At 69.2% G+C, this 13,085-nt stretch carries 13 protein-coding genes; 9 read left to right on the top strand and 4 right to left on the bottom strand.

Annotated features, from left to right (window positions below; translation table 11 throughout):
* Positions 1–12: 12 nt before the first annotated feature.
* Positions 13–1,644: a fucose isomerase gene (locus WFG93_RS01665; RefSeq protein ID WP_336644578.1), complete on the top strand. Its 1,632-nt coding sequence runs from the start codon at positions 13–15 to the stop codon at positions 1,642–1,644.
* A 42-nt stretch (positions 1,645–1,686) separates the two neighbouring features.
* On the opposite strand, the gene WFG93_RS01660 is transcribed toward WFG93_RS01665, so the two are convergent.
* Entirely contained in the window at positions 1,687–2,604 is a 918-nt protein-coding gene (locus WFG93_RS01660) for a LysR family transcriptional regulator (RefSeq protein WP_336644577.1), read from the bottom strand.
* 77 nt (positions 2,605–2,681) lie between these two features.
* Between WFG93_RS01660 and WFG93_RS01655 the strand changes: the two genes are divergently transcribed.
* Positions 2,682–3,719: a YeiH family protein gene (locus WFG93_RS01655; RefSeq protein WP_336644576.1), complete on the top strand. Its 1,038-nt coding sequence runs from the start codon at positions 2,682–2,684 to the stop codon at positions 3,717–3,719.
* Between the two features lie 27 nt (positions 3,720–3,746).
* On the opposite strand, the gene WFG93_RS01650 is transcribed toward WFG93_RS01655, so the two are convergent.
* Positions 3,747–4,331: a hypothetical protein gene (locus tag WFG93_RS01650; protein ID WP_336644575.1), complete on the bottom strand. Its 585-nt coding sequence runs from the start codon at positions 4,329–4,331 to the stop codon at positions 3,747–3,749.
* A 94-nt stretch (positions 4,332–4,425) separates the two neighbouring features.
* Here WFG93_RS01650 and WFG93_RS01645 point away from each other — a divergent pair, with 94 nt between their 5' ends.
* On the top strand, positions 4,426–5,604 hold the full coding sequence (locus WFG93_RS01645; RefSeq protein ID WP_336644574.1) for a glycosyltransferase: 1,179 nt from the start codon (positions 4,426–4,428) through the stop codon (positions 5,602–5,604).
* Positions 5,605–5,648: 44 nt separating this feature from the next.
* On the opposite strand, the gene allB is transcribed toward WFG93_RS01645, so the two are convergent.
* Positions 5,649–7,046 carry an allantoinase AllB gene (allB, locus tag WFG93_RS01640; RefSeq protein ID WP_336644573.1) on the bottom strand — a complete coding sequence of 466 codons (1,398 nt, stop codon included), beginning with the start codon at positions 7,044–7,046 and terminating at the stop codon, positions 5,649–5,651.
* A 216-nt stretch (positions 7,047–7,262) separates the two neighbouring features.
* Between allB and WFG93_RS01635 the strand changes: the two genes are divergently transcribed.
* The 6 genes from WFG93_RS01635 to WFG93_RS01610 all read left to right on the top strand — a co-directional run bounded on the left by WFG93_RS01635 (position 7,263) and on the right by WFG93_RS01610 (position 12,245).
* Positions 7,263–8,120: an HpcH/HpaI aldolase/citrate lyase family protein gene (locus WFG93_RS01635; protein ID WP_336644572.1), complete on the top strand. Its 858-nt coding sequence runs from the start codon at positions 7,263–7,265 to the stop codon at positions 8,118–8,120.
* Between the two features lie 67 nt (positions 8,121–8,187).
* A complete protein-coding gene (gene bcp / locus WFG93_RS01630; RefSeq protein ID WP_336644571.1) occupies positions 8,188–8,655 on the top strand; it encodes a thioredoxin-dependent thiol peroxidase in 468 nt (155 codons plus the stop codon).
* 231 nt (positions 8,656–8,886) lie between these two features.
* Positions 8,887–9,375, top strand: a complete 489-nt coding sequence (gene uraD / locus WFG93_RS01625) for a 2-oxo-4-hydroxy-4-carboxy-5-ureidoimidazoline decarboxylase (protein WP_336644570.1) — start codon at positions 8,887–8,889, stop codon at positions 9,373–9,375.
* A gap of 11 nt (positions 9,376–9,386) precedes the next feature.
* Positions 9,387–9,728: a hydroxyisourate hydrolase gene (gene uraH, locus WFG93_RS01620; protein WP_099194946.1), complete on the top strand. Its 342-nt coding sequence runs from the start codon at positions 9,387–9,389 to the stop codon at positions 9,726–9,728.
* Positions 9,729–9,737: 9 nt separating this feature from the next.
* Positions 9,738–10,631: a factor-independent urate hydroxylase gene (gene pucL / locus WFG93_RS01615; RefSeq protein ID WP_336644569.1), complete on the top strand. Its 894-nt coding sequence runs from the start codon at positions 9,738–9,740 to the stop codon at positions 10,629–10,631.
* Between the two features lie 108 nt (positions 10,632–10,739).
* Positions 10,740–12,245 (top strand): nucleobase:cation symporter-2 family protein, encoded by a 1,506-nt coding sequence (locus WFG93_RS01610; protein ID WP_336644568.1) that lies wholly within the window; start codon positions 10,740–10,742, stop codon positions 12,243–12,245.
* Positions 12,246–12,330: 85 nt separating this feature from the next.
* On the opposite strand, the gene WFG93_RS01605 is transcribed toward WFG93_RS01610, so the two are convergent.
* Complete coding sequence (locus WFG93_RS01605) at positions 12,331–13,083, bottom strand: SDR family oxidoreductase (protein WP_336644567.1); 753 nt, start codon at positions 13,081–13,083, stop codon at positions 12,331–12,333.
* Positions 13,084–13,085 lie beyond the last annotated feature (2 nt).

Below are 13,085 nucleotides of genomic sequence, written 5' to 3'. Positions count from 1 at the left end.
ACGGAGAACATCATGAGCTACACCCTCCCCGCCCCGGCCGAGCGCCCCGAAGCACAGCCGAAGACGGCCTACCTGATCACCTCGGGTGATCTGCGCGAGTCGGCGAACGTCGCGGGCTGGCCGACGCAGGTCGAGCTCGAAGCCGGGGTCACCGGCGTGCTCGAGGACCTCGGCTGGCGCGTGATCCGCGCGTTCGACGTGGATCCCGAGACCGGACACGGCTTCATCTCCAGCCAGCGCATGGGCATGGAGGTGTTCAAGAGCATCCCCGTGGATGCGCCGCTCATCGTCGCGATCGCGAACTGGCAGTACTCGCACCACGTGCTCGCGGGCCTGCGCACCCACGAGGGCCCGATCCTCACCGTCGCGAACTTCGCCGGCGACTGGCCGGGACTGGTGGGCCTGCTCGGGCTCAACGCGGGGCTCACCAAGATGGGCAAGCCGTACGCGACCACCTGGTCCGTGGACTACACCGACCAGTGGTTCATCGACGGCATCCGGGAATGGACCGAGAGCGGACGCATCACGCACGACGACTCGCACGTGCGTGCCCTGCCGGATCTGCCGGACAGCCCCGAGAAGCAGCTCGGTGAGGCGCTGGCCGCTCAGCTGCTGGCCGACAAGGCCATCATCGGCGTGTTCGACGAGGGCTGCATGGGCATGTACAACGCGATCTTCGACGACGAGCTGCTGAACCCGACCGGCATCTACAAGGAGCGTCTCAGCCAGTCGGCGCTGTACGCCGAGATGCTGGAGGTGAGCGAGGCCGAGGCCGACGCGGCCTTCGAATGGCTGGTCGCGCACGGCATGACCTTCCGGTTCGGCGAGGACCCGGCGACCGAGCTCACCCGCGAGCAGGTGCAGTGGCAGCTGAAGATGTACATCGCCGCGCTGCGCATCGCCGACGACTTCGGGCTCGATGCGGTCGGCATCCAGTACCAGCAGGGCCTGAAGGACCTCGTGCCGGCATCCGATCTCGCCGAGGGGATCCTGAACTCCACCGAGCGTCCTCCGGTGACCTCGCGCGACGGTGGCCGGGTGCTGCACGAGGGGCGGGCCTTCCCGCACTTCAACGAGGCGGACGAGGGGGTCGCGGTGGACGCGCTGGTCACCGATCGGGTCTGGCGTGCGATGGGGCTGGTGCCCGACAACACGCTCCACGACGTGCGCTGGGGCGATGACCACGAGGGCGAGTTCGTCTGGGTGTACGAGATCTCGGGCTCGGTGCCCGCCTCGCACCTCGGCGGGTGGGACCGAGCCGAGGGCTGGCGCCAGGGCCACGTGTTCTTCCCCGCGGGTGGCGCGACCATCAACGGCGTCTCCAAGCCCGGCGAGGTGGTGCTCAGCCGGGTCTTCATCGCCGACGGCATCCTGCAGGCCGACATCTTCCGCGCATCGGTGGTCGAGCTGCCGGATGCCGAGACGCAGCGCCGCAAGGACGCGACGAACCCCGAATGGCCCATCGCGCACGTCGTGCTGCACGGTCAGACCCGGGACCAGTTCATGGCCCGCCACAAGGCGAATCACGCGCAGCTGGTCTACGCGCCGGATGCGGCGACGGCCGACCGTGCGCTCGTGGCGAAGGCAGCCATGTTCGCGGGGATGGGCATCAAGGTCAACCTCGTCGGCGACGTACGGATCTGAGAGAGGTCGGCGGCCCCCTGCAGTCGGGAGGGCCGCCTCGCCTCACGCCGAGCCGGCACCCGCCGCGACCTCGACGAGCTCGCGGGCGAGGCCGTGGAGGTCGCGCGGGCCCCCGCGCCACACCGCGGCGATCGGCCGCCGCAGCGGCTGCGGCGAGAGTTCGAGAGCGCGGAGTCGGCCGAGGGCGACGTCGTCGGCGATGGACAGCTCGCTGAGCACGGCTGGGCCGATCCCCGCAACGGCAGCCGAGCGCACCGCGGCCTCGGTGGAGAGCACGGATGCCGGCGGCTCGCTCACGTGGCCGGCGGCATCGAGCATCCGATCCAGGGCGGCCCGGGTGCCGCTGCCCTGCTCGCGCACGACGAGGGGCGTACGCGCCACCTCGGCGAGGTCGACAGCACGCCGCCGAGCCCACGGATGGCTGATTCCGACGGCGACGACCATCGTGTCCCAGCGCACGACCCTCGAGCCGAGTTCGGGCGGGATCGTCGGGCTCTCGATGAAGCCGAGGGCGCACTCCCCGTCGTGCACCTTGCGGGTCACCTCATCGCTGTTGGCGGTGACGAAGACGACGGGCGACGGCTGCTGCCCGTCATCGATCTGCCGACTGTGCAGGGCCGCCACCCAGCCGGGCAGCAGATGCGCACCGACGGTCTGGCTCACGGCGACGACGAGGTCGGTGGGGGAGTGCCGGCGCAGCGAGCCGACGGCGGCGTTGAACCGGTCCATCCCTGCCAGGGCCTCGCGGGCCCACACCACGACGAGGTCGCCCTGCGGGCTCAGCGTCGTTCCGCGCGCCGAGCGCTGCAGCAGCTCGACGTCGAGCTCGCGCTCGAATGCGCGCAGCCGAGCCGACAGCGCCTGCTGAGTGAGCCCGAGGCTGCGAGCGGCGCGCGAGATGCTGCCGTCTGCGGCCACCTGCACCAGCGCGCGCAGCGGACGGACGTCGACGATCTCCATGGCCACAACTCCTCGTTGTGACCCTACAGGAATCGGGTCCCTTCCCAGGGCGGGCGCCCGCTTTCAGACTGGACAGCATGCAACTGAGCCCTGTCGCGACCTTCCCGACCCGTCTCGCCGTCCGCGGCGTCGACGTGCTGCCCGGCCTGAGCGTCTGCGTCGCGATCGCCGCGGTCGCGACGGTCATCGGCGCGGCGGCGCCGGTGGTCGGCTCCGCCATTCCCGCCGTGCTCATCGGCGTGCTCATCGCGCTCCTGCGGCGTCCTTCTGCGCGCATGGCGCCCGGGGTGAAGTACGCGAGCTCGTTCGTGCTGCAGTGCGCGGTCGTGCTGCTCGGTGCGCAGCTGTCGATCGGGGTGGTGCTGCAGGTGGGAGCGCGCACACTGCCCGTGATGCTGATCTCGCTGTCCGTATGCCTGGTCGGCGCCTTCATCCTCGGCCGTGCACTGCGGATCGATCCCGGCATCACGACTCTCATCGGCGTCGGCACGGGCATCTGCGGTGCTTCGGCGATCGCCGCGGTCTCGCCCGTCATCCGCGCCCGCAGCGCGCAGATCGCCTACGCGATCTCGACCATCTTCCTGTTCAACATCCTCGCCGTGCTCACGTTCCCGTTCCTCGGTCACGCCCTCGGCATGTCTGCCGAGGCCTTCGGGCTCTTCGCAGGCACAGCCGTCAACGACACCAGCTCGGTGGTCGCCGCAGCCAGCGTGTTCAGCGGAGCATCGCTCGGCTTCGCCGTCGTGGTCAAACTCGTGCGCACGCTGATGATCATCCCCATCAGCGTCGGCCTCGCCGTCGTCGACGGACGGCGCCGCGGCGAGGACGCACCGCTCTCGTTCGCGCGGATCGTGCGACTCGTGCCCTGGTTCCTGGTCGGCTTCGTCCTCATCGCGCTGATCAACTCCGCCGGCGTGATCCCGCCCACCGCGAGCGACGTGCTGGCACACATCAGCGTCTTCCTCGTCGCGGTGGCGCTGGCCGGCATCGGGCTGTCGACGGATCCCGCCGGGATCCGATCGGCCGGGTGGCGACCGATGCTGCTCGGCGCTCTGCTGTGGGCGCTCGTGACCGTCACCACCCTGATCACGATGACCGCCACCGGCCAGCTCTGACCCGTCCCGAGCCGGCAGGGCCGACGCTCACGCCGGGGGAAGTCGCAGCACGTCCGACTCGCCCCCGGTGACATCGGTCGCGATGCGGATGCTGCGCGCGAGCTCATCCAGGGCGGGCTCCACTGTGCCGAAGCGCTCACGATCGCCGCACACGGCGGTGAGGGTGATCAGGTGCGTGCCGGTGTCCCAGCTGTAGGTGGCGAACGGAGGGGATGCCGGATTCGCCGGCACCGGCATCATCAGCTTCTCGCCCACCCCCAGGGCGGTGGGGAAGTCCTCCGTGTCGTCGTACTGCATCGGCATCATCGCGCGCGCCGTGCGCAGCTGCGGCGTCAGAGGCTGCACGTTCGCCATCGCCACCACGAGCTCGGGTTCCGCGCGCCACGTCCACGCGAGCACCCGTCCGTCGGCGCGACGCATCGCGAACGGAATGGCCTGGCTGGCCAGCCAGCTGCCCACCCGTGCGCCGGGCAAGCTCTCCCGACCGGCGCCGGCGGCAGCCTGTGCCATCAGCATCCTGATCGCGGCCTTGCGATGGCGACGACCGGCGAATCCGAGGGAACCGGTCACCGGCGACCACAGCCGGGGGTCGGCGGAGGAGATCAGACGCATGAGAACACGGTACGCGGCCCGCCTCCCCGGCGGGTGCAGCGCGCTCGGGTAGAGTGACGGGCGCCCAGAGCAAGAGAGAGGCAGCAGACTTCCCGTGACCTCCGGACGCCCCCTGAGAATCCTCATCGGCTGCGACACGTTCGCACCCGACATCAACGGCGCCGCTCGATTCGCCGAGCGCCTCGCCGCCGGCCTCGTGCAGCGCGGCCACGAGGTGCACGTCGTCGCACCCAACACGGCGTACCGCCGCACGCCCGCGCGCACGGAGATCATCGAGGGCGAGCCGATGACGCTGCACCGCCTGCCCGCCCTGCGCTACCTGCCGCACGACTGGGTGCGCTTCGTCTGGCCGTGGCGCTCGAAGCACTACGCCCGCAAGGTGCTCGACGAGGTGCAGCCGGATGTCGTGCACATCCAGTCCCACATCATCATCGGTCGCGGACTGACCCGCATCGCGCGCGAGCGCGGCATCCCGGTCATCGCGACCAATCACGTGATGGCCGAGAACATCCTCGACCACACCACCATGCCGAAGGTCGTCGACGACGTCGTGCTGCGCCTGGCGTGGGCCGATGCCAAGCGCACGTTCGACATGACCCGCGCCGTGACCACGCCCACTCGCAACGCCGCCGACTTCCTCGAGCGCACGATCGACATCGCCGGCGTCGTGCCGATCAGCTGCGGCATCGATCGGCGCAACTACCGTCCGGTCGTGGGGCCGCGCGAGCGCAACCGCATCCTCTTCGTCGGGCGGCTCACCGGCGAGAAGCAGGTCGACGTGGTGCTGCGCGCCGTGCAGCGGCTCGATCCCGCCCTCGACGTGCACTTCGACATCGCCGGTGGCGGCGACCAGCGCAAGGCGCTGGAGACGCTCACCGCGCAGCTCGGCATCGAGGATCGCGTCACCTTCCACGGACTCGTCAGCGACGAGCAGCTGCGCGAGCTCTACTCGCGCGCCTCGGTGTTCGCGATCGCGTCGATCGCCGAACTGCAGTCCATCGTCACCATGGAGGCGATGGCGTCGGCGCTGCCGGTCGTCGGGGCGAACGCGGTGGCCCTGCCGCACCTCGTCCACGACGGCGAGAACGGCTATCTCTTCGAGCCCGGCGACGTCGATGGTCTCGCCGAGAAGCTCACCGCCGTCCTGACCGCGAGCTCTGAGGAGTACGAGCGGATGCAGCGCGCATCGCTCGACGGCGTCGCTGCGCACGACATCAATCGCACACTCGACACGTTCGAGGCGCTCTATCGCGACGAGCCGCTGCCGGCCTGAGCGGAGTCAGGCCGGCAGCGGCTCGTCGCGCGGCGGACCAGCGCTCAGGCGTCGATCATGCCGCGGCGCAGCAGGCGCCCGCGCGGATTGTCGAAGTCGATGACCTCGCCGTGCAGCCAGGTGCGGCGCACGACGCCCGCGAGCGCTTTGCCCTGGTACGGGGTGATCGGGTTCTTGTGATGCAGCTTCTTCACGTCGACCACGTACGCGTCGTCGGCGGCGAAGATGGAGAAGTCGGCGTCGTAGCCGGGGGCGATGCGGCCCTTCCCGGTGAGGCCGGCGAACTGCGCCGGGCGCTCGCTCATCCACGACACGACCTGCTCGAGGGACAGCCCGCGCTGGCGCGCCTCGGTCCAGATCAGCGACAAGCCCAGCTGCAGTGAGGCCACGCCGCCCCATGCGACGCCGAAGTCACCGTTCTCGAGATCCTTCAGATCCAGGGTGGAGGGGGAGTGATCCGAGACGATGAAGTCGATCGTGCCCTCTTCCAGACCCTGCCACAGCAGCTCGCGGTTGCCCGCCTCGCGGATGGGCGGGCAGCACTTGAACGCGGTCGCGCCGAGAGGGATCTCCTCGCTGACCAGCGTCAGGTAGTGCGGGCAGGTCTCGACGGTGATCTTCAGCCCGTCGCGCTTGGCGGTGCGCAGCATGGCCAGCGCGTCCGACGACGACAGGTGCAGGATGTGGGCGCGCGCTCCCGTCCAGCGGGCGCGCTCGATGACCTCGGCGATCGCGAGGTTCTCGGCACCGCGCGGGCGAGAGGCGAGGAACTTGCCGTAGTCGTCGCCGTCGGGCTGGGGCGCGCGATCGATGGCGCGGGAGTCCTCGGCGTGCACGATCATCACCGAGTCGAACGTGGCGAGCTCGCGCATGTCCTTCTCGAGCTCGTCCGGGTCGAGCGGGGGGAACTCGTCGACGCCGGAGTGCAGCAGGAAGCTCTTGAACCCGAACACGCCCGCGTCGTGCAGCGGACGCAGGTCTGCGGTGTTGCCGGGGATCGCGCCGCCCCAGAAGCCGACGTCCACGTGAGTCTGCCCGCGGGCGACATCGCGCTTGATCTCCAGCGCTTCGACGCTGACGGTGGGCGGGATGCTGTTCAGCGGCATGTCGACGATCGTGGTGACGCCGCCGGCGGCGGCGGCGCGGGTGGCGGAGGCGAAGCCCTCCCACTCGGTGCGGCCCGGCTCGTTGACGTGCACGTGGGTGTCGACGAGGCCGGGGATCAGCGTCTCGTCGTCACCGAGGTCGATCACCTCGGTGCCGGAGAGGTTGTTGCCCAGCGGCTGCATCGCGACGATGACACCGCCGCGCACACCCACCTCGCGCGGACGGATGCCGGAGCTCGTGAGTACCCGCTCGCCCCGGATCACCAGGTCGTAGTGCTCGCCCGTGGGATCGAGGGACGTGAGGTCGGAATCGTGGTGTTCGGCGTCCTGCGACATGTCGGCCGTCCCTTCAAGTGTTTCATGATGCGAGAACTAGTTTTCGCACTAGGAGATTTCATCACGCGCAGATTCCGGTGTCAACACGTGGACTTCTCGCTGAGAGTGTAGACCTGGGGCAGAAGGGAGGGGGCGGCTTCAGGCTCAGGGCATCTGCTCGGCGGGCGCGATAGAATATCGCATTGCAGAAGTTGATTTTCGTTGATCGGAACCAGTATGAACGCTCCCCTGTCCGCCCTCGCGCAGCGCACGATCGCGCCCGAGCTGGCCCGCTCGTGGCTGCTCGTCGCTGCGACGCGGCCCGACACCTTCGATGAGGCTGCCGCCTCGCACGCCGACGCGGTCGTGCTCGACGTGGAGGATGCCGTCGACGCCAGCCGCAAAGACGCCGCCAGGGACGACGTCTCGCGCTGGCTGCACGACGGCGGCCGCGCCTGGGTGCGCATCAACGATGTCACCAGCGACCACTGGGCCGCGGACGTCGAACAGCTGCGCGCGGCCTCCGGTCTGCAGGGCGTCATGCTCGCCAAGACGGAGTTCGGAAGCCAGGTGACCGACACCTTCAACCGCCTCGGCGGCCGGGTGCCCGTCGTCGCACTCGTGGAGTCCGCACTGGGCATCGAGAACGCCACCGAGATCGCGCGCGCCGAGGGTGCGTTCCGCCTGGCCTTCGGCAGCGGGGACTTCCGTCGCGACACCGGCATGTCCGCCGACCGCGAGGCGATGGCCTACCCGCGCGCCCGCCTGGTGATCGCCAGCCGCTGCGGCGAGCTGCCGGGGCCCATCGACGGGCCGACCGTGGGCAGCAGTCACCCGATCCTGCGCGAGCAGTCCGCCACCACCGTGTCGATGGGCATGACCGGCAAGCTCTGCCTCACGCCCGATCAGACCCCGGTGGTGAACGAGGTCATCAGCCCGACGCGCACCGACGTGGAATGGGCCTTCACCTTCCTCGAGGACTTCGACGCGCGCGGCCGCATCGTCCGCGACGGCAGCGACCTTCCGCGTCTGGGACGTGCGCGCAAGATCATGCAGCTGGCCGAGGCGTTCGACGTGCACATCCAGGGCCGCTGAGCGCGTAGCATCCACACACCCGACCATCACGCCCATCCGCAACAGAACACCCCAGAACGGAGCCATCATGACCCACACCCTCACCACCGGAGCACCCGCGCCCGATTTCACCCTCGCCGACGCGCAGGGCCGCACGGTCTCGCTCGCCGACTACCGCGGACGCAACGTCGTCGTGTACTTCTACCCGAAGGCCGCGACCCCGGGCTGCACGACCGAGGCGTGCGACTTCCGTGACAGCCTCTCGGCGCTCGACGCGGCCGGTTACGCCGTGCTGGGCGTCTCGCCCGATTCCGTGGCCGAGATCCGCGCCTTCGCCGAGACCGAGCACCTCAGCTTCCCGCTGCTGGCCGACACCGACGCAGCCGTCGCCCAGGCGTGGGGGGCCTGGGGCGAGAAGACGATCGGCGATCGCACGTTCGACGGCGTCATCCGCTCCACCTTCGTGCTCGACGGCGACGGCATCGTGCAGCGCGCGGAGTACGGTGTGGATGCCGAGGGGCACGTCGCGCGCCTGCGCAGCGAGCTCGGAGTCTGAGCCGTCCCACCCAGGCCGGGCCGGAAGGCCCGGCCTTGGGGCGCCCAGCGCGGGGTGGAGAAAGAAAAAGGTCGCCGAACGGCTTGACAACCGCCCGGACCAGCGCGCACACTATTTACACATGCTGAAATAACAGTTCCGGCATACGGAAGTAACCTTCTCGTGAAGACTCCGTCAGGGGTTTCCGTATAGCCTTCGCGCCGGATGCCAGCAGCTGCTTGAGGATCGAAGATGTCACTCGAGAACTTCAACACCGCAGAGCGTGCAGACGCAGTCGCACTCGTCAAGCCCGCGCTGGACATCCCGCGCTGGATCGACGCGATCGTCGACGGGCGCCCGTACCGTGACCTCGACGAGGTCGCCGCCGCCGCCGCCACTGCGGCTGCGCCGTTCACCGAGGCCGAACTGGATGCCGCGCTGGCGCACCACCCGCGCATCGGGGAGAAGCCGCAGGGCGAGACCGCAGAGGCGGCGCTGTCGCGCAAGGAGCAGCCCGGCGTCGACGCAGAGGCCGCCGCCGCGCTGGTGGCCGGCAACAAGGCCTACGAGCAGAAGTTCGACCGCGTCTACCTGGTGCGCGCGGCCGGACGCTCCGCCGAAGAGATCCTCGCCCTGCTGCAGGAGCGGCTGGGCAACACCCCCGAACAGGAGCTCGCGGTCGTCGACCAGCAGCTGCGCGAGATCGCAGCGCTGCGTCTGGCCGGAGCCCTCCAGAGCTGAAGGAGCGCGACATGAGCGTTTCCCACGTGACCACCCACATCCTGGACACCTCGATCGGACGCCCCGCGCCCGACGTCGCCGTCGCACTCGAAGCCCGCCAGGGCGACGAGTGGGTCGGGATCGGTTCAGGATCCACAGATGCTGACGGGCGGGTGAAAGAACTGGGCCCCGAGCGGCTGGAGAGCGGTGCATACCGACTCCGGTTCGACACGGCGGCCTACTTCGCCGGCATCGACACGGACACCTTCTTCCCGGAGGTGGTGTTGACCTTCCAGGTCGACGCTGAGCAGGCGCACTACCACGTGCCGCTCCTGCTCAGCCCGTTCGCCTATTCCACTTACCGAGGAAGCTGAGTACAGAGCATGACCGAAATCATTCTGGGCAAGAACCAGTACGGCAAGGCCGAGGTGCGGGTCGTCCGCATCACGCGCGACTCCGACCGCCACGAGATCGAGGACCTCAACGTCACCTCGCAGCTGCGCGGCGATCTAGACAGCGCGCACTTCGACGGCAACAACGAGCACGTCGTGCCGACCGACACGCAGAAGAACACCGTCTACGCGTTCGCCAAGGACGGCGTCGGCAGCCCCGAGGAGTTCCTGCTCCGCCTGGGCCGCCACTTCACCGGCGAGTTCGACTGGATCACCGGCGGTCGCTGGGCGGCCGAGCAGTACACCTGGCAGCGCATTCAGGGCGACGAGGGCGAGCACGACCACTCGTTCGTCCGCGGCGGCACCGAGACCCGCACCGCTGTCGTGCAGCTCGACGGAGATGACACGGTCGTCATCGCCGGTCTGCAGGACCTCAAGGTGCTGAAGTCGACGCAGAGCGGCTTCGTGGGCTACCCGAAGGACAAGTACACCACCCTGGCCGAGACCGAGGACCGCATCCTCGCGACCTCCGTGACCGCCAAGTGGCGCTACAACCGCACCGACATCGACTTCAACGAGGTCTTCGCGGACGTCCGCCGCCTGCTGCTCGCCGGCTTCTCGCGCAACTACTCCTACGCGCTGCAGCACACGCTCAAGGAGATGGCCGAGGCCGTTCTCGAGGCGCACCCCGAGATCGACGAGATCCGCTTCTCCACCCCGAACAGCCACCACTTCGTCGTGGACCTGTCGCCGTTCGGACTCGAGAACCCCAACGAGGTGTTCTTCGCCGCAGACCGTCCCTACGGCCTGATCGAGGCGGCGTTCCTGCGTCAGGGCGCCGACACCGACCACTGGAGCTGGGACGGCATCGCCGGCTTCTGCTGATCACACGGAGGGTGGGCCCGCTGAACACGGGCCCACCCCCGCTTCCTCTCCTCTCACACTCATATGCCCACCCCGAATAGCGGGTCACCGGACAAGGAGGTCCACCACATGTTCGCTGCACGCAGCTCAACCAAAGCCAGGGCGAGAACCGAGTCGACTCGTCCGGAGGACGAGCACCTCGGCATCGGCCCATCCATCGCCTACGGGCTCCAGCACGTCCTGACCATGTACGGCGGCATCATCGCGCCGCCGCTCATCATCGGCTCCGCAGCCGGAGTCAGCCCCGCCGAGATCGGACTGCTCATCGCAGCCTGCCTCTTCGTCGGCGGCCTGGCGACCCTGCTGCAGACCATCGGATTCCCGTTCTTCGGCTCGCAGCTGCCCCTGGTGCAGGGCGTGTCGTTCGCCGGCGTCGCGACGATGCTCGCGATCGTGAACGGCAACGGGCGCGACGGACTGACCAACGTGTTCGGCGCGGTGATCATCGCCTCGCTGATCGGTCTGGTCATCGCCCCCTTCTTCGCGCAGATCGTGCGATTCTTCCCGCCCGTCGTCACGGGCGTCGTGATCACCTCGATCGGCCTCTCACTGATGCCGGTCGCCGGGCGCTGGATCGTCGGCAACGACCCGACCGCGGCGAACTTCGCCGACCCGGTCAACATCGGCATCGCGGGCTTCACCCTGCTGGTCATCATCGTGCTCAGCAAGGTCGGCAACGCGTTCGTCTCGCGGCTGTCCATCCTGCTCGCGCTCGTCGTCGGCACGATCTTCGCCGCCCTGATCGGACGTGCGGACTTCTCCAAGGTCTTCCAGGGCGACTTCTTCGCCTTCCCGACCCCGCTCGCATTCGGGGCGCCCACCTTCGACCTGGCCGCCATCCTGTCGATGCTGATCGTGGTCCTGGTCATCCTCACCGAGACCACGGCCGACATCCTCGCCGTCGGCGAGATCGTCGGTTCGAAGGTCGACCGCAAGCGCATCGCGGCCGGTCTGCGCGCCGACATGCTCTCCAGCGCGGTCTCGCCGGTATTCAACTCCTTCACCCAGAGCGCGTTCGCCCAGAACGTCGGTCTGGTCGCGGTGACGAAGATCAAGAGCCGCTACGCCGTCGCCGCCGGTGGCGTGGTGCTCATCGTGCTCGGCCTGTGCCCGTTCCTGGGCCGCGTGGTCGCCGCGATGCCGACGGCAGTGCTCGGCGGCGCGGGAATCGTGCTGTTCGGCACGGTCACGGCGTCGGGCATCCGCACGCTGGCGAAGGTCAAGTACGAGAACAACATGAACCTGATCATCGTCGCCACCGCGATCTCGATCGGCATCCTGCCCGAGCTCATCCCCGCGATCTACTCGAACTTCCCGAGTTGGTTCCAGGTGATCTTCAACTCCGGCATCAGCTCGGCGGCCGTGACGGCGATCCTGCTGAATCTCGTCTTCAACCACTTCACGCGCGGCAACTCCGACGACCCGTCGGTGTTCGCGGCGAGCCCGGTGCGCATCATCCGCACCGACGTGATCCGGGTGCTGAAGGAGGGCGATCGCTACGTCGACGGCAAGCTCGTGGGCGCCGACGGCAAGGTCGTGCAGGTCGTCGACGACGAACCCGGCTCAGGGCACTGAGACCCGCACCGCGATCGGGGTCCGCACTCCTGCGAGAGCGCGGACCCCGATGGGGGATCCGACACCGATGATCAGCACGCAGAGCTCATCCGCGGCCGCCGAACGGCATGCCGGCCGCGGTGACGGTGAGCGAGGAGACGTTCGCCTCGGCCGGCAGCTGCGCCATGAACAGCACGGCCCGCGCCGCGTCAGCGACATCGAAAGTGGGCTCGACCAGCCGCGAGCCGTCCGCCTGCAGGGCGCCCGCGCCCACGCCGATCTCGGACATGATGCGCGTCGCGGCGTTGCCGATGTCGATCTGGCCGCAGCTGATCCCGTGCGCTCGACCGTCCAGGTCGATCGAGCGGGTCAGGCCGGTGATCGCGTGCTTGCTCACCGCATACGCGACCGACAGCGGGCGCGGCACCTGCGCCGAGATCGACCCGTTGTTGATGATGCGGCCGCCCGCGGGGCGCTGCGCGATCATGGTGCGCATCGCCGCACCGGCGCACAGCAGGGCGCCGGTGACGTTCACGTCGAGGGTGCGCTGCCATTCGTCCAGTCGGATGTCGGCAGCGGATGCCACGGGCCCGAAGATCCCGGCGTTGTTGAACAGCACGTCCACACGGCCCCACTGCGCCACCACCCGCTCGAACAGCGCATCCACCTCGGCGCCGACCGTGACGTCGGTGGGCACGACGAGGGCGTTCGGATGCCCGGCCGCGGTCTCGCGCAGCGCGTCGGATCGACGTCCGGCCAGCGCCACCCTGAAGCCGGCGGCGAGCATGACCTCGGCCACCGCGCGTCCGATCCCTGAACCTGCACCCGTGACGACGGCGACGCGTTCGCTCACAGTCACCC

The sequence above is a fragment of the Microbacterium sp. USHLN186 genome, from assembly GCF_037145155.1.
Lineage (GTDB): Bacteria > Actinomycetota > Actinomycetes > Actinomycetales > Microbacteriaceae > Microbacterium.
The sequence above is the reverse complement of the archived record's forward strand: the minus strand, read 5'-3'. Positions and strand labels throughout refer to the sequence as shown.